This window comes from Demequina sp. NBRC 110053 (assembly GCF_002090095.1).
Classification (GTDB): Bacteria; Actinomycetota; Actinomycetes; order Actinomycetales; family Demequinaceae; genus Demequina.
On the sequence record NZ_BBRJ01000002.1, the window covers coordinates 726,573 to 750,389 of the forward strand.

Here is a 23,817-nt window from a genome sequence, read left to right on the forward strand (position 1 = left end):
CATGCTTGAGGCCACACCTACGTGAGGACAGACGTGACCGACCCCGACGCGCCCCAGGCGGGCGCGAGCGATTCGCCATCGAGCGCCGGCCCCTCGCACGACGACGGTCCCGGCACGGGCATCCCTCCCGAGGCGCGGCGCGACCTCAGGATCTTCGTCGTCCTGATGGGCCTGACGGTGCTCCTCTACGCTCTCGCGGCGCCCTGGGCATACGCGATGATCGTGACGGGACCCGTGGCGGCGGCGTTCGGCGCCCTGGCTCTGTGGCGCTCCCGCCGCGCGAAGGGCCTGGTGGGCTTCCGCGTCTCGGTCGCGGTCGGAATCGGCCTGAGCCTGTTCTCCGCGCTGGTCGCGGTGTCCTTCATGATGTTCGCGGCCGTTCTCGCCGACTACAGCGGCTGCATGGAACGCGCCGTCAGCCAGGAGGCGCAGAACGCCTGCCAGGCTGATTATGAGCAGGGCATCAACGACCGGCTCGAGTCCCTGCTCGAGCGGTTCGAGGTCAGCGAGACGTCGTAGCGCGAGCGCCCGAGCGCGGCTCTCGCACGCTGGGGCTCGCGTTCGCCGAGGGGGTCGACTGCGCCGATGCGCTCGCCGGCTTCGCGCCGCTCCTCACCTCGGGTGAGGCGGAGGGTCTCGCGTGGTCGCCTTGCTGCGCGCGGGCGGGCCGGAGGAGGCCGCGCACGGCGACGTACGCCCGCGCGATCAGCGTTCCCACGACGAGTCCAGCGGCGGTCAGCGCCAGGAAGGCCGTGACGACCGGCAACGGATCGGGCCCGACGACGGCGAGCCGGCCGGGTCCGGCCGCGCCGTTCGCCGCGACCATCAGCGCGGCCACCATCGCGCCCGCCGTGGCCAACGCGACCAGGTCGGCCAGCGCGTCGCGCCGCCACCCGAGCGGGCTCGTCGAGAGCGCGACCCTCACCGCGGCGGCCGCGGCGACCAGCGCCACCGGCGCCCACACCCACGGGCCGCCCGCATCCGACGGCAGAGCGCCCAGGATGGGGAGGCCGGGAAGCACGTCGGCCGTGAGCGCGTCGGGCGCGTAGGCAGTGCCGGCGCCCACCGCGAAGCCCTGTCCGGTCAGCCATGCGAGCGCCCAGACCACCATCGTGAGGGCGTACACCGTCTCCCCCACCGCCAGCACCGCAGCGCCGACGACGTCGAGGTCGAGCGCCGTCGCCGCGTCGGCGATCCGCGCGCGGCCCTGAACCGCCCACAGCGTCTGCAGGGCGGCGGCGGCACCCACGCTGACCGCACCTATCGCCGCGGCGCGCCGCAGTCCCGCCCGGACGACCGCGGGAACGCGCAGCAGCCACCCGAGCTCGACGCCATGCGCGCGCCAGATCCCGATCGCCGTGGCGAGCGCCGCGAGCGCGACCGCGGCGACCGTCACGAGCGGCGCGGCGTCCTGCTCCTCCGGCAGCAGCACCAGGCTGGATCCCAGCGTGACGACGGTGGCGTACGTGGCGACGGCGAGACCCCAGCTCCCCCACGTGCGCGCGGCGAAACGGCGCGCGATCGCGGCGATGATCGCACCGAAGGCGACCGTCAGGCCCAGCGGGATGAGAGAGACCGTCGCGCCGCCGATCTCGACGGGCAGCCCGTGCCCGAGCAGCCACACGCGTGCGGCGACCACCGCCGGGACCCCCCAGTCGATGCCGGACGTCGCACCAGCATCGGGTGCAGCGGCGACCACCGCCATCGTGGGCGCGAGCACGAGCAGGTAGGACAGCACAGCGCCCTGCAGCCCCGTGAGGATGCCGCCCAGCCACGCGGGGGCCGCCATGACGGCCGCGACGCCTCGCCTGCCGAGCGCGCGAATGTCAGAGGCGAGGGATCGGGTGGACATGGCTCCATGGTCGCCCAGAGCCGAGCCGATTCTCTGCACCGCCTCGCCCGCCGCGGACAGTCCGAACCACGACGCGGTGCGGCGAGACTGGACCCAGCCCGCGCATCGGCCCTCCGTACCGCTCAACACACGGCTGGTGCGTAGGTGACCCATGTGACGCACGGTGGCGCACACCCGCATCACCGGCCCCTCACGTCCCTCGTGTGTGTTGAGCGGTACGCGACCGAGGCGACGACAGCACAAAGGCCCGGCCCCGGGGATCCGGGACCGGGCCTTCGTGCGGCGCAGCGGCTAGCTGAGGAGCTGGCGCATGAGCTCCGCGGTCTCGGTGGGGGTCTTGCCCACCTTGACGCCTGCGGCCTCGAGCGCCTCCTTCTTGGCCTGTGCCGTGCCGGCCGAGCCGGACACGATCGCGCCAGCGTGGCCCATGGTCTTCCCCTCGGGCGCCTCGAAGCCAGCCACGTAGCCCACGACGGGCTTGGTGACGTGCTGCTTGATGTAGGCGGCCGCGCGCTCCTCGGCGTCGCCGCCGATCTCGCCGATCATGACGATCGCGGCCGTCTCAGGGTCGTTCTCGAACGCCTCGAGGCAGTCGATGTGCGTGGTGCCGATGACGGGGTCGCCGCCGATGCCGACCGCGGTTGAGAAGCCGATGTCGCGCAGCTCGAACATCATCTGGTAGGTCAGGGTGCCCGACTTGGAGACCAGTCCGATCCTGCCGGGTCCGGTGATGTTCGCCGGGGTGATGCCCACGTTCGACTGCCCGGGCGTGATGAGCCCAGGGCAGTTGGGGCCGATGAGGCGCACGCCCTTGGACTGGGCGTAGGCGTAGAACTCGGCGGTGTCGGCGACCGGCACGCCCTCGGTGATGATGACCGCCAGGCCGATGCCGGCGTCGACGGCCTCGATGACCGCGGCCTTGGTGAAGGCCGGGGGGACGAACAGCACGGTGACGTCCGCGCCAGTCTCAGCCATCGCATCGGCGACCGAGCCGTAGACCGGGATGGTGGCGCCCTCGATCTCGACGGACGTGCCCGCCTTGCGCGGGTTGACGCCGCCCACGATCTGCGTGCCGGAGGCGAGCATGCGCGTGGTGTGCTTCATGCCCTCCGAGCCGGTCATGCCCTGGACGATGACCTTGGAGTCCTTGTTGATGAAGATCGACATGTGCAGGCTCCTTAGGCGTTGGCCAGCTCGGCGGCCTTGGCCGCGGCGCCGTCCATGGTCTCGACGATGGTCACGAGGGGGTGGTTCGCGGCGGCGAGGATCTCGCGGCCCTCGTCCACCGAGTTGCCGTCGAGGCGCACGACGAGCGGCTTGGTGGCCTCGTCGCCCAGCTGCTCGAGCGCGCCCACGATGCCGTTGGCGACCTCGATGCAGCTGGTGATGCCTCCGAACACGTTGACGAACACGGACTTCACCTGCGGGTCGTTCAGGATCACGTCGAGGCCGTTGGCCATGACGGATGCCGAGGCGCCGCCGCCGATGTCGAGGAAGTTCGCGGGCTTCACGCCGCCGTGCGCCTCGCCGGCGTACGCGACCACGTCGAGGGTCGACATGACGAGGCCGGCTCCATTGCCGATGATGCCCACCGAGCCGTCGAGCTTCACGTAGTTGAGGTCCAGCGCCTTGGCCTTCGCCTCGAGCGGATCCGCCGCGGCCTTGTCCTCGAGCGCCTCGTGGTCCTCGTGGCGGAAGCCGGCGTTCTCGTCGAGGGTGACCTTGCCGTCGAGGGCGATGATCTGACCGTCCTCGGTCCTGACCAGCGGATTGACCTCGACGAGCGTCGCGTCCTCGTTCGCGTACACGCCCCACAGCTTGACGATGACGTCCGCGACAGGCCCCTTGAGGTCCTCAGGGAAGTTGGCCGCGTCGACGATCTCCTTGGCCTTGGCGGCGTCGATGCCCGTCAGCGGGTCCACGGCGACTCGGGCGAGCGCCTCCGGGCGCTCGACGGCGAGCTGCTCGATCTCCACGCCGCCCTCGACGGAGCACATCGCGAGGTAGCGACGCTCGGCGCGGTCCAGCAGCACGGAGAAGTAGTACTCCTCGGCGATCTTCGCGCCCGCGGCGATCATCACACGGTGCACCGTGTGGCCCTTGATGTCCATGCCGAGGATCGCCTGCGCGGCGGCCTCCGCCTCCTCGGGCGAGTGGGCGAGCTTCACGCCGCCGGCCTTGCCGCGCCCGCCGGTCTTCACCTGCGCCTTGACGACGACGGTGCCGCCTCCCAGGGTCTCGGCGGCGGCCTTCGCCTCCGCGGGGGTCTCGGCCACGATGCCGGGCAGCACGGGTACACCGTGCTTCTCGAACATGTCGCGCGCCTGGTATTCGTACAGGTCCATGTGCGTCCTTTGTCGCGTGGGCGCGCGGGTGTGCGCGCCGCTGTGGTTCGGTGCGACAAGCCTAGTCGCCGCGCGTGACAGGGCGAGGACGGGGAGACGATGCGCGGGCGAGGAGGACACGTGCTCGTGCGTGGGACTCGCCGGGACGAGGGGTGCGCGTCGCGCGGCCGCACGGTCGGTGACATGCGCCACACCGCTGTTGGGGGCGTTCGAGCGATGCTGCTAGGTTCTCCCCCGTACCAGCGATAACGCTGGTGTCGAACACTCGCTGAGGGGCAAACGTGACGTTTCGCATGACAGTCGCGCGCTGGCGCGCGCTCGGATCGGCGGCCGGTGTGGCCGCGCTGACCACCGCACTCGCGGTGCCCGCGGGCGCGGAGCCTGGCTGCGATGGACTCGCAGCCGACTCCGCCGACTACGAGGCCGAGCTGTGGTGCGCGTCCGAGTCGACCGACGGGGAGCAGGTCATCACGCTCACGGACAGCTTCACGGTATCTCCGGAGGCGGAGAACGTGTACAACGGGTCGCAGCCGCTCACCATCACCGCCGAGCCCGGCGTGGTGGTCAGCGGGTCGGCCGAGGCTGCCACGGATGACATCTTCACCGGCTCCTTCCTGCTCGTGCCGCCGGCGTACGAGCCCCTCTCCACCGTCGAGCCCCTCTCGATCGAGGGTGGCGACGAGCCGATCGACCTCGACTCCCTCGACGCACCTGCCCAGGCCCAGGCGCTCATCGAGGAGGTCGCGCCGCTCGCGGAGCCTTCGGCGCTGCCGGCGTCGATCACCATCCAGGACGTCACCCTTCGCGACTTCGCGGACTTCGGCGTGATCGCCGTCCTGCGCGACGCTCCGCTGCACATCAGCGGCTCCACCTTCGCGGACAACGGCCCCGAGCTCGACCTGTCGAGCGAGCCGATCTTCGAGGCCGCCTTCCTGTCGACCGTCTCCGCCGCCGGCGACGTCGTCATCGAGGACTCTCTGTTCACCGGAAACTCCGGGTTCTACGGCGCGGGCGTGTCGAACATCGTCAGCGAGCTCATGACCGGCGGCGAGCGCGGGTCGTACCCCGGCATCACGGTGTCCGACTCGACGTTCGAGGGCAACACCGGCCTGCTCGGCTCCGCGGTGCTGTCGATCGGCGCCGTGGACGCACGCCGCTCCACCTTCGCCGACAACGCGGGCCTGCTGGGAAGCGCCATCATCGCCGGCAACGACCTGCTGATCGAGGACTCGACCATCGCCGGCAATGATGCGCGGCCGCAGTCCGAGGAGGAGCAGGAGATCTCCGGTGACGGCGGGGCCGTCGCGGTGCTCGGCGCCTTCGAGTCAGGCGCCGATGCCACGGTGTCCGTCGTCAACTCGACCTTCGCTGACAACGTCTCGCCGTTGGGCACGCTCATCGCTCCGTCCGTCGGGGCTCTGACCATCGACAGCTCGACGTTCGCCGGGAACACCGTCGAGAGCGAGCAGGGCGCCGACCTCGTGCTGGGCACCGCGGAGCACGCCACCATCGCAGCGACAGTCTTCGCCTCGGACGCTGCTGCCTGCGCCACGGACGGCGACTCGGCGATCGCGACCTCGTACGTCTTCGACGATGGCTCCTGCACCGACGGCTGGGCCGGCGAGGGCGACCTGGGCGACGGGCTCGATGCCCAGCTGGGCGCGCTCGCCGACAACGGCGGACCCACGGCGACCCTCCTGCCCGCTGCCGCGAGCCCGCTGGTCGATGCGGTGCCCGCTGACGCACTGGTCGCCGCACTCGACCAGCGTGGTGTGACTCGTCCCCAGGGCGACGCGGCCGACATCGGCGCCGTCGAGCTCGAGCCGTCCGAGGCCGAGGAGCCTGCAGTCGGCGAGACGATCGACTTCCAGGTCGTGACGCCGGGCGGGACGCTCTCCGGAACGGCCTCTCCCGCGATCGCCGTGACGGACGTGGCATGGGTCGACATCGCCGACCTGCCGATGCCGCCTGCCGGCGTCGCCACCCCGTTCGGCGCCGCGACGTTCGCGGTCGAGGTCCCCGCCGCGGGCGACACCGTCACCGTGACGCTGACCGCGCCGCGTCCGTTCACCGGCGCGTTCAAGGTGTCGGGAGCGGGCTGGGAGGCCATCGAGGCCGCGACGCTGTCCGCGGACGGCATGACGATCACCTATGCGCTCACCGACGGTGGGCCGCTCGACGAGGACGGCGAGGCCAACGGCATCATCGTCGACCCGGTCGCGCTCGCGGTGCAGGCGACCTTCACGGGCTGATCGCTGCCCCCGGCTGATGCGCGGGCGCGTCTCGTACGAGACGCGTCCGCGCATCGTCGTTCTAGCGGTCGATTCTCGCTCACCGACGGCCTGAGGTGAGCGAGTGGGGCGCCGTTCGCGCGTTCGGTCAGAGCTCGGCGGCGTCCCCTGGCCGCACGAACCCTGATTCGTAGGCCACGATCACGGCCTGCGTCCGGTCCCGCACACCCAGCTTGGTCAGGATCGACGCGACGTGCGACTTCACCGTCTCGACCGAGACGTACAGGTGGCCCGCGATCTCCTGGTTGGAGTGGCCGCGCGCGAGCTCGCGCAGGACGTCCTGCTCGCGCTCGGTGAGGTCGGGCAGCTCGTAGCCGCCCGCCTCGGAGAACCGTTCGATCACCGCCCTCGTCGATGCGGGGAACAGCAGCGACTCTCCCGTCGCGACCACGCGCACCGCCTCGATGAGCTCGGGGGGCGGCACGCGCTTGAGGACGAACCCTGCGGCCCCGGACCGCATCGCCTCGAACACGTACTCGTCCACCTCGAACGTCGTGAGCACCAGGACCTTCGCGGGCGAGCCCGAGTCCACGATGAGGCGGGTGGCCTCGAGGCCGTCCATGCCGGGCATGCGCACGTCCATGAGCACCACGTCGGGCGAGGCGCGCCGCACCTCGGCGACAGCGGCCGAGCCGTCGCCGGCCTCGGCCACCACCGTCCACCCCTCCTCGGACTGGAGGATCGCCTTCAGGCCCATGCGCACCAAGGGGTCGTCGTCGACGATCACGATCCTCATGCGCTCACCTTGGCACGGACCCTGTCCCAAGGACAGTCGCTCAGCGTCGGGTCCGAGCCCGCTGGCGACAGCTGCAGCTCAAGCGGGATCAGCACCAGCACCTCGTAGCCCCCGTCGTCGGTCGGGCCGATGACGCTCGCGCCGCCCAGCAGGGCGGCGCGGTCGCGGATCCCGGCGATGCCGTGGCGAATGCCGGGCCGCGCGTGGCGAAGCGCGGCGATGGGCTCGGCGCCGGCGGAGGCAGGGCCGTTCACGACCGACAGCCCGAGCGCGTCCTCGAGCGTGGCGGTGTGGACAGCGATGGTCGAGCCCGGGGCGTGCTTCGCGGCGTTCGTCAACCCCTCTCGGATTATCGCGTAGCCGGCCCTGGACAGCGCCACGGGCGGTGGCTCGGCCGCCAGCCGCTCGTCGATGGTGAGACCGGCCGCCCGCGCCTGCGAGAGCAGCAGGGGAAGGTCATCGAGCGTCGGCAGGGGTGCGCGGGGCTCCGCGTCGTCGCCGCGGATGGTGGCGATGATGCGGTCGAGCTCGCCCATCGCGACTCGACCGCGCTCCTCGATGTTGCGCAGCGCCTGGCGCGCGAACTCGGGGTCGGAGTCGAACACGTGCGCGCCGGCGCCCGCCTGGACGATGTTCATGGTGATCATGTGGCCGATGGAGTCGTGCAGCTCCTGGTCGATCCGCACCTGGGTCTCGGCGAGCTCAGCGCGCTCCGTCGCGTGCGCCACGCGATCCTCGTCGCAGGGACCGAGGGCCCAGCGCGCGAACGCCGTCTGCAGCGACGTGTAATGGTGCGACACCCACGCGAACATCGGGATCGCCGCGAGGATGACCGGGGCACCCACGAGCACCCAGAAGCTCACGAGGTCGACGATCTTCTGGGCGGTCGGCTCGTCCGCCCCTGGTCCGTGCAGGATGCCGGTGACGTGGCCGAGCGCCGTCAGCCACGCGCCGATGAGGCTGATCGGGACGACGACGGCCAGCAGCGCGAGCACGAAACCCACGGGGCCGAGCACGATGCGCCCCATCAGCCAGGCGAGGATGCGCCAGCTCTGGCCGTCGTGAAGGAGCGCGTGGCCCCAGCGGCCCCACTCGGCGACAGTGGGCGTCTGGCCCTTCTCGTGGATCCGATAGCTTCGCCCCGGCGGCGCCTCGATGCCCGCATCGAGGAAGCGGTTGGCCGTCGCCCGCTCGAGCTCGCCCACAGGCCGCAGTGACCACTGTGCGAATGCCAGGACGACCACGCCCACCCAGATGATGAGCAGGCTGATCCCGACGGCGTACATGGTCACCACGTAGGTGAACCACACGATCGAGACTGGCAGGCCGAGCAGGAGGTAGCCGATCTCGCGCCAGGTGCGCGACGACCAGGTCACGGCGAAGTAGCGGCGTGCGGCTTCCATTGCTCCATCCTGCCTGGCATCGCGGCCGAGCCCCCACACTCGCACGGCCAGTCGTGCCTCCCCCGCACGGGTGATCGGGCATCGGCCACGCTCCCCCGGCACCGCCTCACAGATCCCCCTAACCACGTCGCATCTCGCTCGCCAGCGGGCAGACCTGCGCCCTCAGCGGTCCCTAGCGTCGAAACGTCTCGATCCATGAGCACCCCTCACCATCAAGGAGGCACCATGTCCAGGGGATTCACCGGGCGCATCGCCCGAGCCACGGCGTCACGGCCGTGGGTGACCATCGGGGTGTGGCTCGTCGCCCTCGCCGGCGCGATCTACGCCGCGGGCGGGCTGGGCGACGCGCTCACCCAGGAGGAGAGGGTCCTCGTCGACGTCGAGTCGGGGACGGTCGAGGAGCTGGAGGAGCGGCTGCGCTCGCGCGAGGGCGACGGCGCCGGCGCCGGCGCCGCGGGCCACCAGGAGACGGTAATCGTGCAGTCCGACTCCGCAGCGTTCGGCGACGCGGCGTTCGATGCCACGCTGACCTCCCTCGCTGACGTCATGGGCGAGATGCCCGAGGTCGAGTCGGTCTCCGTGCCCACCGCCGAGCAGCCGATGCCGGTGTCAGCGGACGGCTCGACGGCTCTCGCGACGGTGATCTTCGATCCGACCATCGACGCCGAGATCGCGGAGGACTATCTCGCTGCGCTCGACTCCATCGAGGGCGAGGGCATCGTGATCACCTCCGTGGGCGACGTGTCCGGCGAGCACATGTTCGACACCCTCGCCGAGGAGGGCCTCATCCGGGGCGAGGCCATCGGCATCGGCGTCGCGCTGCTGATCCTGCTGGTCGTATTCGGCGCGCTGGTCGCCGCCGGGATCCCGCTGCTGGTGGCGATCGTGTCGATCGTCATGGCGGTGGGCGCGACGGCGCTCGTGGGGCAGGCATTCGAGCTGTCCTTCTTCGTGGTCAACATGATCACGATGATGGGTCTCGCGCTGGGCATCGACTACTCGCTCGTGATGGTGCAGCGCTTCCGCGAGGAGCTGCACCACGGCCACGACGTCATGGAGGCCGTCCAGATCGCGGGCAGCACGGCGAACCGGGCGGTGCTGTTCTCCGGCATCACGGTGGTGATCGCGCTCGTGGGCCTGCTCATCGTGCCGTCGACCATCATGCGCTCGCTGGGCGCTGGCGCCATCGTCGTGGCGATCATGGCGGTCGTCACGTCGCTCACGCTGCTGCCGGCCGTGCTCAGGCTGCTGGGCCACCGCGTCAACAAGGGCCGCGTGCCCTTCCGCAACCCGGACGCCGAGCCGCGACGCTGGAACGCGATCGCGCGCGTCGTGACCGGACGCCCCGTGCTGTGGGCGACCGCGAGCATCGCTCTGCTGGCGCTGCTCGCGATCCCCGCGACCCAGATGCGCCTGACGTTCCCCGGCATCGACGCCCTCCCGGAGGACAACGAGCTGCGCGTAGGCGTCGAGGCGCTCACGACCGAGTTCGACCAGGGGCAGTCCGCGACCGTCGTCGTAATCGAGGATGCGGCTGGCGCCGAGGCCCAGGTCGAGGCGCTCGCCGCGACCATCGAGGATGACCCCGCGTTCGCCGACACGGCGATCGACTGGCGAGGTGACGTGGCCTTCATCGACACTCAGGACGTCTACGATGCGGCGGACCCGCGCGCCGAGGAGGCCGTCGACCGACTGCGGGACACGGTGGTTCCCGACGGGCTCGCCGGCACGGCCGCCGTCGGGCACGTCGGGGGCGAGCAGGCTGGCGGCATGGACTTCACGGACGTCATCACCGGCATGACGCCATGGGTGCTGCTCATCGTGCTGGGCGCGAGCTTCCTGCTCCTGCTCGTTGCCTTCCGTTCCGTGGTGGTCCCGACGATGGCGATCGTTCTCAACCTGCTGTCGGCGGGCGCGGCATTCGGCCTGCTGGTGGCGGTGTTCCAGTGGGGATGGGGCGCTGAGCTGCTCGGTTTCGCCCAGGTCGACGGCATCGCGCCGTGGATCCCGCTGTTCACGTTCGCGGTGCTGTTCGGCCTGTCGATGGACTATCACGTGTTCCTGCTCAGCCGCATCCGCGAGCGTCACGACCAAGGGGCCTCGACCCGCGAGGCGATCGCCTATGGCCTGACGCGCACTGGACTGCTGATCACGGGCGCGGCGCTCATCATGGTCGCGGTGTTCGGCGGATTCGCGCTCGGCGACCTGTCCGAGTTCGCGCAGATGGGCTTCGGGCTCGCGGCCGCCGTCATCATCGACGCGACCATCGTCCGTTCCGTCGTGGTGCCGTCCGTGATGACGCTGCTCGACAGGCACAACTGGTACCTGCCGCGCTGGCTCGAGTGGCTGCCGCGCGTGAACGTCGAGGGCGAGGCGGCCGAGGAGCGGGTCAAGCCGGAGCCCGCCCTCGTGCCCGCTCGGCTGCGATAGGGCCGTCGTAGAAGAGCGCCGATGCGTGGGCGGGGTCCCGTACAGGACCCCGCCCGCGCATCGGCGCTGCTGGCGGTCGACGCTGGCTGATCCCGGCCCCATGGCCAGCGAGAGGCACCCCACTCGGTGGCCTGCGGGCGCAGGACAGCGGACATGGACCGCCGGAACGCCCACTACCCTGATCGGGTGTCAGACCCCGAGGAGCGCCCGCATCAGCCGAGCGCAGCGCCCGCGCGAGCCGCCGCTCCACGACGGCGGCTGCGGTTCATCGCAACAGGCGTGGTCGCCGTCGCGGCCATCGTCGCCGTCGTCGTGATCGCCACGCGCAACGAGCCGCGCGCCACCCAGGAGGCCCTGCGTGCGGTCACGACCACGCCGTCGCCGTCGGCGGAGACCACCGCCGCGCCAGAGCCGTCACCCGAGGCGGCCATCGCGCCCGGCGCCCTCGTGGTGTCGCCGGCCGGCGAGTCCCTCGCGGTCTACCCCGCCGCAGGCGACGCCGAGCCGTCCGAGTCGCTCGGGCAGTGGACCGCGCTGGGCGCATCGACGACCCTGCTGGGATTCGCCACCGAGACGGTCGGGGATGCGGAATGGATCCAGGTCGAGCTGCCCGGCGCGCCCAACCATCGGGAGGGGTGGGTGCGGGCGGACGACGTCCAGACCTCTGCGACCGACGTGCGCATCGACATCTATCTCGACGAGCGCGAGCTCGATCTCACCGACGGCGGCACGGTCGAGCTGACATCGGAGGTCGTCATCGGCGCCGACGAGTCACCCACGCCGCTCGGGGTGTTCTGGGTCACCGACCCCCTCGACTTCAGCGCCAACGACAGCGGTGTCTACGGGTCCTTCGCCATGGGGCTCAACGGCTGGTCCGAGGCGCTCTCCGAGTTCAACGGAGGAGTCCCGCAGATCGCCGTCCACGGCACCAACCAGCCGGAGCTCATGGGTCAGGCAGTGTCGAACGGATGCATCCGCGTGCCCAACGACATCGCGACGGCGCTGGGCGCGGTCGCCGCGCCCGGCACGCCCGTGGTGATCCACCAGTCGCGCTCGGCCTAGTGGGCTGTCGTCGCCCGATTCTCGCGGGCGCCGGTCGTGCACCACGCGCGCGTGCGCTCCGCGGTGCCTCATGCTTCGCACCCTATGCTCGGCGCAGGCGCTGAGGAGGGCACCGATGACCGAGATCGCCGCGGGCTGGTACACCGACCCGTCGAGTCCCATGCAGGTTCGCTACTGGGATGGGAGCGCATGGACCCACCAGGTCGCGCCGCATCCGGCCGTGCCCCCTCCCGCACCCGCGAGGGTCTCCGAGGACCTGGGCCCTGGCTCAGCGCTGCACTACTTGGTGCCGGTGGGCCGCTCATGGCAGGCCGTCGCCGCCCCGTGGATCGGCCTCGCCGCCCTCGTGCTCTTCTGGGTGCCGGCGGTAGGCCTGGGGGTGGGAGCGACGGCGGTCGCCATCGGCATCGCCGCGCTGCGCCGCGCTCGCTCCGGCGGCCACGGCAGCGGGCGCGCCATCGTCGGCATCGTGCTGGGCGCGGTGGGCGCCATCGTCGGTGCGATCGTGACCTTCGTCGTCGTGACCAGCTGGTTGGGCACCTAGGCGGCGACCGCGCCGAACCGTTCGGCCGTCTCGCGGATCGAGCGGGCGGAGGCCGCGAGGGCGGTGCGCTCGGCCTCGTCGACCGGCACCTCGACCTGGTGCTCGATGCCGCGTCGCCCCACCACGGCGGGCAGCGACATGCACACCTCGCCCACGCCCGGGTAGTCGATGAGCGTGGATACCGGAAGCACGCGGCGCTGATCGCCCAGCACCGCTTCGACGATGCGCGCGCCCGCGGCGCCGATGGCGTAGTTCGTGGCGCCCTTGCCCTCGATGATCGTGTACGCCGAGCGCATCACGTCGTGGTGGATGCGCTCGCGTACCGAGTCCGTCATGACCACCGTGCCGTCGCGTCCCTTCCACTCGTTGAGGGGGAGCCCACCGATGGTGGCCGAGGACCACAGCGCGACCTCGGTGTCTCCATGCTCGCCCGCGATGTACGCATGCACGTTGCCCACCGCCACCTGACACTCCGCAGCGATCTCGTGGCGCAGCCGCGAGCTGTCGAGCACCGTGCCCGAGCCGAACATCCGCGCGGGATCCATGCCGGACTTCTTGATCGCGGCGAGCGTCACCACGTCGACCGGGTTGGTGACGAGGATGTAGATCGCGTTGGGCGCGGTCTCGAGCAGCGGAGGCAGGACCTTGTCCATGAGAGAGATCGTCGCGCCGGCGAGCTCCATGCGCGACTGTCCTGGCTGCTGCTTGGCGCCCGCCGTGATGACGACCACGTCGGAGCCCTCGACGACGCCCACATCATCGGATCCCAGCACCGTTGCCTCGGGCATGAACTGAATGCCCTGGGCGAGGTCGAGCGCCTCGGCCTCGACCTTGGCCCTGTTGATGTCGTAGAGGGCCACCGTGCGCGCGAAGCCGCGCATCAGGCCTGCATAGGCGAGGGTCGCCCCCACCGCGCCAGCGCCGACGATGGACACCTTCGAGGTCTTGGACTCCACGCGCTCCTCCAGTTCTCGTGCCTGCTCGTCCAGCGTAGCGAGCGCGCGGCGCGGGTGTCCGTCTAGGCTCGGATCGACAGGCGGCGGCGACACGCGGCATCTTCACGCACCAGCGATACCGAGCAGCGATCATGCGAGGGTCCGCGCACGACCAGAACGGGGGGCACCATGCCACGACCGACGAAGGCCGAGATCGAGGCCCGGCTGCTGGAGCTGGAGGCCGAGAACGCACAGCTGCGCGCCGCAGCCCAGGAACCACGCATCGCCCAGGAGCCACCCATCGACCCGGCGCACGCCGCCTCCCCGGCGCGCGAGCGGCGACACGGTCGCGGACGGGCGATCCTCGCCACCGTGCTGATCGTCGTGGGCGCGCTGCTCGCCCCCGTCGCCACCGTGGGGGCCTTCGGAGCGCGCCAGATGAGCGACACCGACGTGTTCGTCGAGACCCTCGCCCCCCTGGCCAGCGACCCTGCCATCCAGCAGCTGATCGTGGACGAGGCCAGCGCTGCCATCGACAGCGCGCTCGACACGGACGCTCTGGTCGCGGACCTCGTCGACTCGCTCTTCGACGAGGATGCGCGACCGCGACTCGCGGCGGCGTCCGAGCGGCTGGCACCCCTGCTCGCCGACCAAGCTCGCAACGCCACCCGCGCGGCGCTCACGCGCGTCGTCGAATCCGATGCCTTCCCCGCCATCTGGGAGCAGGCACTGCGGGTGACCCACGTCCAGATGGTCGGGGTGCTCGAGGCGGACGAGACGGGCGGCGTCACCATCAGCGACGCCGGCGTGGTCGCGATCCAGCTGGAGCCGATCATCGCGGCGATCAAGCCCGCACTCGTCGATGCCGGCTTCGAGCTCGCCAACTCGATCCCCCAGGTCGACGCCACCATCGTCGTCGCGGAGATCCCGCAGATCGCGCAGGCCCGGCTGGGCTACTCGCTCCTGCTGACGGTGGGCCTGGTGCTGCCGTGGCTCGCGATCGGCCTTCTCGTGGTGGGCGTCGTGATCCACCCACGCTCGTCGCGCGGGGTCGTGCTCGCCGGGACGCTGCTCCTGATCGAGGGCGCGCTGCTGGGGAGCGCGATCGCCATCGGCGGCTCCGTGGTCGCCGCTGCCATCGCATCGCAGGTGCCGACCGCAGCGACCGACGTGGTCTACCAGGCGCTCACCGCGGAAGTCGCGGCTGTGATGCTCGCCTACGTCGCCGTCGGCGCGATCGCGATCCTCGCGGGCCTGATCGCTGGCCGCAGCCTTCCGGCGATGCGGGCCCGCGCCGCGGGGTCGAGAGGCCTGGCGCGCGTGACGGCGTGGCTCGACCGCCGCGGCTGGCGCTCGCAGCGGATCACGGCGGCGCTGCGACCCAACGGCTGGATCCTGTGGGTGCTCATCGGCGCGCTGTTCGTGATCCTCGCCGCCTCCATGCGCCCCCTGTCTCCTGGTGACGTCGCCTGGGGCGCGGTCATCCTCGCCGTGGTCGCCGTGCTGTTCTGGATCCTGCGCGGGCCCGACGTCGACGACGCCCCCGCGTCCAGCACAGGCGACGACGACGTCAGCAGCGCGAGGCAGCAGGACCGGACGACCGAGGCGGACCCCGCGGTCGTCATCTGACCGGCGTCAGCGGTTCAGCTCGCGAGCTGGTCGAAGCACGTGGGTGTCTCGGGCTCGACGGCGCGGCCCTCCAGCACCGACCCGCTGAGCACCGTGACGCCCAGGTCGTCGTCGATGCACCACACCATGTCGCCGCCGACGAGCTCTGCGCCCGAGGACCCCAGGGAGTAGTCCCCGACCCACGACGCGCTCGCACCGTCGGGCCCGTCGCTGCGCACGCGCATCACGATGGCCGTGCCGTCGCACCGCGTGCCGAGGTCGGACCCGGGAGCGCCCGACGTGAAGCCGCCGGCCGCATCCTCCTCCGGCCCCGGGAGCCATGGCTCGCCGCACCGTGGGTTGACGAGCGACGCCCATCCCTCGAGCTCGTCCACGTCGCCGTCGCACGCGTCGGTAGGGCTCACGGTGATGGTCGGGTCGAGGAGCGTGGCGTCGAGCGACACGATCGTGCCGGTGTCGATCAGCGGCACTCGCCGCCCGACCTCCGCGGTGCCATCCACCGTGACCTCGCCGCAGTGCCCTTCCTCCGACGCCGTCACCGTGAAGGGGACGACCGAGGACTCGCCATCGCGCACGGGCACGATCAAGGCCGCTCCGAGCACGAGCAGCACGGCGACGGCTCCTGCGACGATCCACCCGCGCATGCGCCCCCCTCGGTGCCGGTGAGGACGACTCTAGGCCCGGGATGACGCGGAGCGCTACAGCTTGTCGAGGCTGTTGAAGCGCAGCACCAGGCGCTTCACCCCGCCATCGCCGAAGTCGACGACGACCACTGCGTTGCGGCCGGCGCCCTCGGTGCCGACGACCTTGCCCATGCCGAACTTGTCGGAGATCACGCGCTCGCCCACCTCGAAGCCCACGTCGCCTGCGCCGCCCGGGGGCGATGGCGGCACGCGGCGGGTCTGCACGGCACCGGCGCGCGCGTACGTGTTGCCGTCCTCGCGGTCCTGGCTGCCTCCGTAACCGCCAGAACCGTACCCGCCGGACCCGTAGCCCATGCCGGACCATGACCCGGATCCGCGCCGGTCGCCGCGGCCGCGCGAGCCCACCGATGACGTCTCGGAGACGGTCCACTCGATGAGCTCGGCGGGGATCTCGTCGCAGAACCGCGAGACCCCGAAGTACTGGGGCGCACCCCAGCTCGCGCGCACCTGCGCGCGGGTGAGGTAGAGCCGCTCGCGCGCCCGCGTGAGGCCCACATAGGCGAGGCGGCGCTCCTCCTCCATGTCCTTGGGCACGCCGGACTCGATGGACCGCATATGGGGGAAGGTGCCGTCCTCCATGCCCGTGAGGAACACGACCGGGAACTCGAGTCCCTTCGCCGTGTGCAGGGTCATGAGCGTCACGACGCCGCCCGAGCCGTCGGCGTCGGGCAGCTGGTCGGCGTCCGCGACCAGCGCGACCTTCTCGAGGAAGTCGGCGAGCGTGCCGTCGGGGTTCTCCTCCGAGAACTCCCGACCCACCGCGACGAGCTCCATGATGTTCTCCACGCGGCTTGCGTCCTGCGGGTCGTCCGACGCGCGGTACGCGGCCAGCATCCCCGACCGGTCGGCGATCGCGTCGAGCACGCCCGCCGGCCCATTGTCCGCGGCGAGCGAGCGCAGGTCGTCCATGAGCGACACGAACTGCTCGATCGCGCGCACCGCGCGCGCCTGCAGCCCGGCGTCCGACGCGAACCGCAGCGCGCCGCCGAAGCTGACGGGCGCATCGGCCGTGGTTCGTGCCCGCCGCACCCGGTCGATCGCCTCGACCGACGTGTCGCCGATCGCCCGCTTGGGCGTGTTGATGATGCGCCGCGTCGCCACATCGTCGGCCTCGTTCACGACAGCCGCCAGGTAGGCGAGCATGTCCTTGATCTCCTTGCGCTCGTAGAAGCGCGTGCCGCCCACCACCTTGTAGGGGATGTCAGCGCGCATGAAGCGCTCCTCGATCACACGCGACTGGGCGTTGGCGCGGTACATGACGGCGACATCGGCGGGCGCGAGATCGTGCTCGCGCATGAGCCGACCGATCTCGTCCGCGATGAACGCCGCCTCCTCCTGCTCGGTCTCGCCCGCGTAGCCACGGATCCTCTCGCCGGCGCCTGAGTCGGTCCACAGGTTCTTGGGCAGGCGGCCATCGTTGTTGGCGATGACCGCATTCGCGGCGGAGAGGATGTTCTGCGTGGACCGGTAGTTCTGCTCGAGGCGCACGGTGTGGGCGGTCGGGTAGTCCTTCTCGAACTCCAGGATGTTGCGGATGGTCGCGCCGCGGAACGCGTAGATGGACTGGTCCGAGTCGCCCACGACGGTGAGCTCGCCGGCGGGCAGCGACGCATCGTCCGCGGGACCCACGAGCTCGCGCACCAGCACGTACTGCGCGTGGTTGGTGTCCTGATACTCGTCGACGAGGATGTGCCGGAACCGCGTCCTGTACTCGCGGGCGATGTCGGGGTTGTCCTGCAGCAGGCGCACGGTCTTGACGATGATGTCGTCGAAGTCGACGGCGTTGGCAGCCTCGAGCCGGCGCTGGTACTCGCCGTACGCGCGACCGGCTGCATGCTCGATCGAGAAGCGTGATGCCATCTCCGAGGCCGCGAGCGCATCGGCCGGCGTGATCAGCTCGTCCTTGTAGGTCCCGATGCGGTTGAGCAGCGCCTTCGCCGTGAACTTCTTGGGGTCGATGTCCAGCTCCTTCATGACCAGCTTCATGAGGTTCTGGGAGTCCGCGGCGTCATAGATCGAGAAGGTCGACTTGAGCCCTGCGGCCTCGTGGTCGGCGCGCAGGATCCGCACGCACGCGGAGTGGAACGTCGCGACCCACATGCGCCGCGCTTCCGGACCCACCAGCGCGGCGACGCGCTCGCGCATCTCGCCGGCGGCCTTGTTGGTGAAGGTGATCGCGAGGATCTCATGGGGACGCGCGCGGCCCGACTCGAGCAGGTGAGCGACGCGGTGCGTCAGGACGCGGGTCTTCCCCGAGCCCGCGCCGGCGATGATCAGCAGCGCCTCACCTTCGTGCAGGACGGCCTCGGCCTGCGAAGGGTTCAGGCCCTCCACGAGCGGGGAGTGGGGGGAGCTGTCGATATCGAAGAGCGCATCCATGACCCGACGAGTCTAGGCGCTGGGACCGACGCTGGCCGACCTCTCCCCGTCGCGTCAGGAGGCCTGGGCCGCCACGGTCACGGCCACTGCGCCGTGCCGCTCGAGCGCGGCCAGGGCCGCATCCGCGGCGGTGCGAACTGCCGCGTCCTCGTCGTACTTGGCCAGACCCAGCAGCATCCGCCACACCTCGCGATCCGCCGGGGCGCGCCCCGCCGTGGCGAGGATGCCGAAGCAGCGCGCGACGGTCGCCCGAACGGCCGGCCGGGAGTCGCTCGCCATGACCTTGAGCTGGGGAACCATCGCCGCCAGCTCGCCGATGCGCTGGTCGCGTGCCGCGGCGCGCGCGGCCCGATCCTCCGGCGACGCTCCCAGGGCCTCGGACGCCACGACTCCCACGGCGGTGACCGCGGCGCGCGACCTGACCGCTGGAGCCGGCCCGATCCGCGGGGCCGGCTCGTGCGCCTGATGGTGTCCCACCCAGAACGCGAGGGCGCGCAGGCGCGCGTCCTCCTCGTGGCGGACCGCCACGCCTGCCATCGTGCTCATGCCATCCGGGCGCGCCCTTGGCACCCGCTCCTGGAGCACCAAAGTACTCCACTTCGGCCGTCTGACAAGTGGGCAGGTCAGGACGCCAGTCGCGGCACCTCCGAGCGGCCGGCGAAGGCCGGGAGGACGTGGCGCTGGACGCCCGCGAGGATCTCGGCGGCCAGCCGGGTCGGGTCCTCGTCGGCGCGCACGGCCCACTTCACATCGGTGCCGTCGCCGAGCATCTCGCGCAGGCGAGCGCGCAGGCCGCCGACAGCGGCCACGTCCTGTGGCCAGTAGATGGTGGGATCGGGCGCGTCCGGCAATGCCGGCTCCGCCTCGCGCCACTGCGCCCAGGCCTCGCGCGGCACGGCGAGCACGTGGACGTCGAACCGCAACGAGCCCACGGTTCCCCACGCGAGCGGAGCGAATCCCACGCCCAGGTGCCACACCGAGCTCGGGTAGGCGAAGGCGTCGTCCTCGCGCGTCAGCCCCCAGGACTCCAGCACGGGCGCGATCTGCCCGTCGAGCATCGCTCGGTAGGCGCGTCGAGCGGTCGGCTCCGCCTCCACCTTCGGCAGCTCCGCGCGAAGCCGACGGGACCTGCTGCGCTCCGCGAAAGGCACGCTCATAGCTCCTGTTCTACACAAACACCGTGATTCCGGCACGCGGAGAACCGGGGGTTCATCGAGTGTTCAGCCGCTGGGGAGGGCCGATGCACGTGCTGGCTTGGGCGCGGACGATGCGCTCAGGCGGCCCTCGAGTGGCGCACTCGGCGGCTGCCAAGAGGCACAGTACCGGAACGATGCGCCCCGGCCGTCGTGCGGTCGAGCATCAGGACGACCACGGACGCTCGGCCACCGCCACGGCTCTCGGCGACCGCCCGGGCGCCGTGGGCTAGACGATGCGGCGCTGGGCCGCCCAGTGGGCGAGCTCGTGCCGGTTGGTGAGCTGCAGCTTGTGCAGCACCTTGCCCACGTGCGTCTCGACCGTCTTGATCGAGATGAACAGCTTCTCGCCCACCTCGCGATAGGTGTACCCGCGCGCGATGAGGCGCATGACCTCCTGCTCGCGCGCCGTCAGCTTGTCGAGGTCCTCGTCCGCAGCTGCGACCTCACCTCCCGCCGCCCCGAAGGCGTCGAGCACGAAGCCGGCCAGGCGCGGCGAGAACACGGCGTCGCCCGATGCGACCCGCCTCACCGCATCCGACAGATCGGGACCCGAGATCGACTTGGTGACGTAGCCGCGCGCACCGGCGCGAATCACGGACACGACGTCCTCAGCCGAGTCTGACACGGACAGGGCGAGAACCTTCGTGCCGTCGATCCGGCCCTTCAGCTCAGCGAGGACGTCGAGCGCACCGCCGCCCTCGCCGCCGGGCAGGTGCACATCGAGGATCACCACCTGCGGCCGCGTGTCGAGGATCTCCGCGACGGCGGACTCGACGTCGCGGGCCTCACCCACCACGTCGATGTCGTCGTCGAGCGATTCACGCACGCCTACCCTGATCACATCGTGGTCGTCCACGATCACCACTGTCACGCTCATCGCGCGCCTCCCGTCGGCATCTGAATGGTCACCTCGGTGCGTGAGCCAGGGGAGCTGCGCAGCTCTGCGCTGCCGCCGTGACGCTCCACCCTCCCCATGATCGAATGGCGGATCCCGAGGCGATCGCTCGGGACGGCGCCGGGGTCGAAGCCTGGGCCGCCGTCGCGCACGAACACCTCGTACGTGCTGCCGGCGACCTCGGCGTACACGCTGATCGGGCCCTCGGCGTGCCGTGCGGCATTCGCGACCGCCTCTCGGGACGCGTGGACCGCCGCCCACAGTCGCTCGTCGGTGGGCGCGTCGCCCACGCACACCACCTCGATCGCGACACCGTGCGTGTCCTCGACCTCGGCGACCGCGTCCTTCAACGCCTGCGCCACGGACTCCTCGACGCTCGGCCGGTCCTGATACAGGTAGGAGCGCAGGTCGCGCTCCTGCGCGCGAGCGAGCCGGGCGACGGCGTCGGGGTCATCGGCCCGCGCGCGAATCAGCGTGAGGGTCTGCAGCACGGAGTCGTGCAGGTGTGCGGCGATGTCCGCTCGCTCGTACTCGCGGATGCGCTCCTCGCGCTCGATGCCCACCTGGCGGATCAGACGCAGCCACCACGGCGCGAGCAGCAGCGCAGCGCCCACCGCCACGACGATGGGCGTCACGATGGCGCGCACCACCATCGTCTCGGTGTAGTCCCATGCGGCGAACCACCACAGGGCGCCCACCCCCAGCGCGAGGCCCACCAGCAGCCGCAGCCACGCGTCCCGCCGGAAGATGCCGGCGACGTCGAGCCGGCGCGCATCCTGCCCGAACGCGCCGTCGAGCGGGCTCCAGACCAGCCCCAGCCCCGCGAGATAGATCACCAGTGGAATCACCCAGGGCGCGAGCTCCTCGGTGCCCCACCGGTCGACCGCGAGCGCGCCGGCTACCGTGAGAAGAGCCGCGCCCACGAGCACCTGCCAGATCACGGGCGCCGAGCGACGGCGCTCGAGCGGGCGCGCGATCGGGCCCCTGGTCTGGCTGGTCATGGAGCAATCGTCACACAGCAGCACCGGGACAGGAGCGCGCATCGGCTCGTCTCAGGGGTGCTCCCGCACGAAGTTCAGGGGCGCGATCAGGGTGATACCTCATAGCGCGACCCCGTGGCCGATGCCGACACTGATACCAGCGCGGCGCCCCACCTGGCGTCCGTACCCGTAACGGCACGGCCGATGGAGAGACACATGAGCGAGACCCCGCAGCCTCAGAAGGAGGCCGCGTTCTTCACCTCGATTCGCAGCTGGGGCCTGACCCGCGGCGACAACGGCGTGGTCGGCGGCGTGGTGGAGGGACTCGGCCAGCGCATCGGTATGGCACGAGTGCCCGCTCGGCTGCTCGTCGTCCTCGCATGGATCCTGCTGCCCGGTGTCGTCATGCTCGGCTACGCCGCGGCGTGGGGACTGCTGCCCGACCGCCGGGGCACCATCATCATCCAGAACTTTGGCCGTGGCGTCACCAACGTGGGGGCGCTCCTGGGCATCGCGGTGCTGACCTTGTTCGGCGTGGGCGCCCTCAACAGCGGGCCCTTCCCCCTCGGGTGGGGCGGCGACCCGTTCCCGTGGGACGACATCAGCGTCAATGGGCCGCTCGAGGCCGTCGGGACGCTGATGGCCGTGGGGTTCACCCTCGCCATCCTCGGAGGACTCGCCGCGCTGATCTTCGTGCTCGTCCGCCGGTCGCGCAGCGCTGAGCCGCCCGGCACGGGTGGCCCCCACGCCGGCGGTGCGCCCACCACTCCTCCGGCCGCGACGCCCGGCGGGGCAGCAGCCCCTGCCGGCCCGGCCGCCCCGGCGTCGCCCACCGGCGATGGCGTCGCCGGCCAGGATCCCGACGGCGCGACCCCAGGCGAGTCCACGGACCCGACTGCGGCCCCCGCGCCAGGACGCGACGTCACGGACGAGCCGGCGACCGCATCGTCGCCCCTGACGGCGGCGATCCCGGTCGCCAGCGCTCCCCAGCCATGGGAGCCCGCCCTGCTTCCCGGCGATGCCCGAGCAGGTGTGGCTCCTTCTCGAGGAGCGGCAGCCGGCGCCGCGAGCGCCGCGGCGTGGGCGCACGCGCCCTCGGGCGGCTGGCCGAGCCACGAGACGCCCCCCACGCCGCCTCATCACGCTCCCCCACCACCTTCCGCGGCCGCTCGCCCAGCGCAGCCTCGCGCGCCGCGCGTCCCCGGGCCGGGCAAGGCGGCCTGGATCGCCTTCCTGGGCGTGATGCTGGTCTCGGCGGCCGTGGTCTTCGGGATCGGACGCTCCGGACAGCTCGCGGTCCCGGCGCCGCTCGCATGGGGAGCATGCGTGACGATCGGCCTGGGCGCGATCATGGTGATCGTCGCGCTGACGGGTCGGCGTCTGGGCTTCCTGGGGTTCCTCACCATCCCGGCAGTGCTCCTGAGCGTCCTGTTCGCCAGCAATGCGGGCGAGATCCGCGACGGGTTCGATGGCAGAGGCGACTGGTGGCAGGGCGACACGGTCATGTACGGCGAGGTGTCGGACCCCGAGGTCACAGCGGTCGGGCCCGACGAGCCGGAGACCACGCCCGTCGACCTCGGCTCCGCGCTGAGCTCCGACTACTCGACCATCATCGCCGCAGGCGCGTGCACCACCCCCATCGTCGCGCAGACGTGGGAGGAGGTCTCGCTCTGGGGCGAGGACAGCGCCACCGTTCGCATCGGTGAGATCGCGGCCGACACCGACCTGGAACTGACGGCCACCGCGACCCGCGTCGCCTTCCCGGCCGGGACCAGCATCGAGATCCTCGGCTCAGGCGAGACCACCGTGATCTGGGAGGACCGCGACGTGAGCTGTTACGACTGGAGCGAGGCGGCTCTCGACGAGTGGGGCGAGCCCACCGGCGCGGATCCGAGCACCGTGCTCCGTGCTTCCAACGCCGATCAGCCCGTCCTGACCCTCTCGGGCCGCGATGGCGCCGTCATCTACCTCGAGGAGGTCGTCCAGTGACCACTGCAGCACCACGGCGTCGCGCAGGAAGGCGCATCTCCGCAGCTCTATGGGGCCTGCTCGTGATCGGCGCCGGCATCCTGTCGATCGTCGCCTACTCGGGCTACGAGATCGACCTCGAGCTCGCCGCCATCATCCTCCTGGCAGCGGTGGGCGGCTGGATGCTGCTGTCCGCAGCCGTATCGGGGCTCGGTCGCAAGCGCGAGGCGGCCGCCGCGACGGCGCCAGTCGTCGAGGAGACCACCGTCAAGCCGACCGACCAGCCGTCCTCGACCGCGGGCGACCTTGAGACGGTCGCAGCGGACGGCGCGGTGGACTCTGAGCAGGACTCGGGATCGCAGGATGGCTCGCGGGAGCCCGCGGTACCCGCCGACGATCTGGAGCCCGAGCGGGAGACCGATGCTGATGGCCGGAACGGTGGTCGCGCCGCACGCTGACAACGGACGA

The 23,817-nt window shown here is 71.4% G+C and carries 20 protein-coding genes; 8 read left to right on the plus strand and 12 right to left on the minus strand.

Going from position 1 to position 23,817, the window contains the following annotated elements; translation table 11 throughout:
* The first annotated feature begins 33 nt into the window (after positions 1–33).
* On the plus strand, positions 34–519 hold the full coding sequence (locus B7K22_RS03405) for a hypothetical protein (protein ID WP_084038353.1): 486 nt from the start codon (positions 34–36) through the stop codon (positions 517–519).
* Here the strand turns inward: B7K22_RS03405 and B7K22_RS03410 are convergent.
* The 3 genes from B7K22_RS03410 to sucC all read right to left on the minus strand — a co-directional run bounded on the left by B7K22_RS03410 (position 503) and on the right by sucC (position 4,197).
* Entirely contained in the window at positions 503–1,852 is a 1,350-nt protein-coding gene (locus tag B7K22_RS03410) for a DUF6350 family protein (RefSeq protein WP_084038354.1), read from the minus strand. The genes B7K22_RS03405 and B7K22_RS03410 overlap by 17 nt on opposite strands.
* A gap of 291 nt (positions 1,853–2,143) precedes the next feature.
* Positions 2,144–3,019: a succinate--CoA ligase subunit alpha gene (gene sucD / locus B7K22_RS03415; RefSeq protein WP_084038355.1), complete on the minus strand. Its 876-nt coding sequence runs from the start codon at positions 3,017–3,019 to the stop codon at positions 2,144–2,146.
* An 11-nt stretch (positions 3,020–3,030) separates the two neighbouring features.
* Entirely contained in the window at positions 3,031–4,197 is a 1,167-nt protein-coding gene (sucC, locus tag B7K22_RS03420) for an ADP-forming succinate--CoA ligase subunit beta (RefSeq protein ID WP_084038356.1), read from the minus strand.
* 281 nt (positions 4,198–4,478) lie between these two features.
* On the opposite strand from sucC, the gene B7K22_RS03425 reads away from it, so the two are divergent.
* A complete protein-coding gene (locus B7K22_RS03425; RefSeq protein WP_144276213.1) occupies positions 4,479–6,449 on the plus strand; it encodes a choice-of-anchor U domain-containing protein in 1,971 nt (656 codons plus the stop codon).
* Positions 6,450–6,576: 127 nt separating this feature from the next.
* On the opposite strand, the gene B7K22_RS03430 is transcribed toward B7K22_RS03425, so the two are convergent.
* Both B7K22_RS03430 and B7K22_RS03435 read right to left on the minus strand, forming a co-directional pair.
* On the minus strand, positions 6,577–7,224 hold the full coding sequence (locus B7K22_RS03430) for a response regulator transcription factor (RefSeq protein WP_084038358.1): 648 nt from the start codon (positions 7,222–7,224) through the stop codon (positions 6,577–6,579).
* Positions 7,221–8,627, minus strand: coding sequence for a sensor domain-containing protein (locus B7K22_RS03435; RefSeq protein WP_084038359.1), 1,407 nt, complete (start codon positions 8,625–8,627; stop codon positions 7,221–7,223). The genes B7K22_RS03430 and B7K22_RS03435 overlap by 4 nt, the downstream gene beginning before the upstream one ends.
* 225 nt (positions 8,628–8,852) lie before the next feature.
* Here B7K22_RS03435 and B7K22_RS03440 point away from each other — a divergent pair, with 225 nt between their 5' ends.
* The 3 genes from B7K22_RS03440 to B7K22_RS12195 all read left to right on the plus strand — a co-directional run bounded on the left by B7K22_RS03440 (position 8,853) and on the right by B7K22_RS12195 (position 12,663).
* Positions 8,853–11,057, plus strand: coding sequence for an MMPL family transporter (locus B7K22_RS03440; RefSeq protein ID WP_144276214.1), 2,205 nt, complete (start codon positions 8,853–8,855; stop codon positions 11,055–11,057).
* A gap of 186 nt (positions 11,058–11,243) precedes the next feature.
* Positions 11,244–12,119 carry a L,D-transpeptidase gene (locus B7K22_RS03445; RefSeq protein ID WP_159448740.1) on the plus strand — a complete coding sequence of 292 codons (876 nt, stop codon included), beginning with the start codon at positions 11,244–11,246 and terminating at the stop codon, positions 12,117–12,119.
* A 115-nt stretch (positions 12,120–12,234) separates the two neighbouring features.
* A complete protein-coding gene (locus B7K22_RS12195; RefSeq protein ID WP_084038363.1) occupies positions 12,235–12,663 on the plus strand; it encodes a DUF2510 domain-containing protein in 429 nt (142 codons plus the stop codon).
* Here the strand turns inward: B7K22_RS12195 and B7K22_RS03455 are convergent.
* Positions 12,660–13,619, minus strand: a complete 960-nt coding sequence (locus tag B7K22_RS03455) for an L-lactate dehydrogenase (protein WP_144276215.1) — start codon at positions 13,617–13,619, stop codon at positions 12,660–12,662. The genes B7K22_RS12195 and B7K22_RS03455 overlap by 4 nt on opposite strands.
* A 168-nt stretch (positions 13,620–13,787) precedes the next feature.
* Here B7K22_RS03455 and B7K22_RS03460 point away from each other — a divergent pair, with 168 nt between their 5' ends.
* On the plus strand, positions 13,788–15,227 hold the full coding sequence (locus tag B7K22_RS03460; protein ID WP_084038365.1) for a hypothetical protein: 1,440 nt from the start codon (positions 13,788–13,790) through the stop codon (positions 15,225–15,227).
* A 14-nt stretch (positions 15,228–15,241) separates the two neighbouring features.
* Here the strand turns inward: B7K22_RS03460 and B7K22_RS03465 are convergent, their stop codons facing one another.
* From B7K22_RS03465 to B7K22_RS03490, 6 genes are all read right to left on the minus strand, one after another.
* Positions 15,242–15,871, minus strand: a complete 630-nt coding sequence (locus tag B7K22_RS03465; protein WP_084038367.1) for a hypothetical protein — start codon at positions 15,869–15,871, stop codon at positions 15,242–15,244.
* Positions 15,872–15,925: 54 nt separating this feature from the next.
* Positions 15,926–18,310, minus strand: coding sequence for a UvrD-helicase domain-containing protein (locus B7K22_RS03470; protein WP_084038369.1), 2,385 nt, complete (start codon positions 18,308–18,310; stop codon positions 15,926–15,928).
* Positions 18,311–18,364: 54 nt separating this feature from the next.
* Positions 18,365–18,838 (minus strand): hypothetical protein, encoded by a 474-nt coding sequence (locus tag B7K22_RS03475; protein ID WP_144276216.1) that lies wholly within the window; start codon positions 18,836–18,838, stop codon positions 18,365–18,367.
* 95 nt (positions 18,839–18,933) lie between these two features.
* Positions 18,934–19,467, minus strand: coding sequence for a hypothetical protein (locus B7K22_RS03480; RefSeq protein ID WP_084038373.1), 534 nt, complete (start codon positions 19,465–19,467; stop codon positions 18,934–18,936).
* A 265-nt stretch (positions 19,468–19,732) separates the two neighbouring features.
* Positions 19,733–20,383, minus strand: a complete 651-nt coding sequence (locus B7K22_RS03485; RefSeq protein WP_084038375.1) for a response regulator transcription factor — start codon at positions 20,381–20,383, stop codon at positions 19,733–19,735.
* Positions 20,380–21,402 (minus strand): sensor histidine kinase, encoded by a 1,023-nt coding sequence (locus B7K22_RS03490; RefSeq protein ID WP_084038377.1) that lies wholly within the window; start codon positions 21,400–21,402, stop codon positions 20,380–20,382. Before B7K22_RS03490 ends, B7K22_RS03485 begins: the two co-directional genes overlap by 4 nt.
* A gap of 195 nt (positions 21,403–21,597) precedes the next feature.
* On the opposite strand from B7K22_RS03490, the gene B7K22_RS03495 reads away from it, so the two are divergent.
* Together B7K22_RS03495 and B7K22_RS03500 are read left to right on the plus strand one after the other, a co-directional pair.
* The gene (locus B7K22_RS03495) at positions 21,598–23,370 is read left to right on the plus strand and encodes a PspC domain-containing protein (protein ID WP_159448741.1); all 1,773 of its coding nucleotides are present in this window, start codon (positions 21,598–21,600) and stop codon (positions 23,368–23,370) included.
* Positions 23,367–23,807 carry a hypothetical protein gene (locus B7K22_RS03500; protein WP_144276217.1) on the plus strand — a complete coding sequence of 147 codons (441 nt, stop codon included), beginning with the start codon at positions 23,367–23,369 and terminating at the stop codon, positions 23,805–23,807. Before B7K22_RS03495 ends, B7K22_RS03500 begins: the two co-directional genes overlap by 4 nt.
* Positions 23,808–23,817 lie beyond the last annotated feature (10 nt).

What these genes read in the sequence shown, in the direction of transcription:
- B7K22_RS03435 (WP_084038359.1), bottom strand. Translation starts at nt 8,627, where the DNA reads ATGGAAGCCGCACGCCGCTACTTCGCCGTGACCTGGTCGTCGCGCACC.
- B7K22_RS03470 (WP_084038369.1), bottom strand. Translation starts at nt 18,310, where the DNA reads ATGGATGCGCTCTTCGATATCGACAGCTCCCCCCACTCCCCGCTCGTG.
- B7K22_RS03465 (WP_084038367.1), bottom strand. Translation starts at nt 15,871, where the DNA reads ATGCGCGGGTGGATCGTCGCAGGAGCCGTCGCCGTGCTGCTCGTGCTC.
- B7K22_RS03430 (WP_084038358.1), bottom strand. Translation starts at nt 7,224, where the DNA reads ATGAGGATCGTGATCGTCGACGACGACCCCTTGGTGCGCATGGGCCTG.
- B7K22_RS03460 (WP_084038365.1), top strand. Translation starts at nt 13,788, where the DNA reads ATGCCACGACCGACGAAGGCCGAGATCGAGGCCCGGCTGCTGGAGCTG.
- sucD (WP_084038355.1), bottom strand. Translation starts at nt 3,019, where the DNA reads ATGTCGATCTTCATCAACAAGGACTCCAAGGTCATCGTCCAGGGCATG.
- B7K22_RS03480 (WP_084038373.1), bottom strand. Translation starts at nt 19,467, where the DNA reads ATGAGCGTGCCTTTCGCGGAGCGCAGCAGGTCCCGTCGGCTTCGCGCG.
- B7K22_RS03440 (WP_144276214.1), top strand. Translation starts at nt 8,853, where the DNA reads ATGTCCAGGGGATTCACCGGGCGCATCGCCCGAGCCACGGCGTCACGG.
- B7K22_RS03485 (WP_084038375.1), bottom strand. Translation starts at nt 20,383, where the DNA reads ATGAGCGTGACAGTGGTGATCGTGGACGACCACGATGTGATCAGGGTA.
- B7K22_RS03490 (WP_084038377.1), bottom strand. Translation starts at nt 21,402, where the DNA reads ATGACCAGCCAGACCAGGGGCCCGATCGCGCGCCCGCTCGAGCGCCGT.
- sucC (WP_084038356.1), bottom strand. Translation starts at nt 4,197, where the DNA reads ATGGACCTGTACGAATACCAGGCGCGCGACATGTTCGAGAAGCACGGT.
- B7K22_RS12195 (WP_084038363.1), top strand. Translation starts at nt 12,235, where the DNA reads ATGACCGAGATCGCCGCGGGCTGGTACACCGACCCGTCGAGTCCCATG.
- B7K22_RS03410 (WP_084038354.1), bottom strand. Translation starts at nt 1,852, where the DNA reads ATGTCCACCCGATCCCTCGCCTCTGACATTCGCGCGCTCGGCAGGCGA.
- B7K22_RS03495 (WP_159448741.1), top strand. Translation starts at nt 21,598, where the DNA reads ATGAGCGAGACCCCGCAGCCTCAGAAGGAGGCCGCGTTCTTCACCTCG.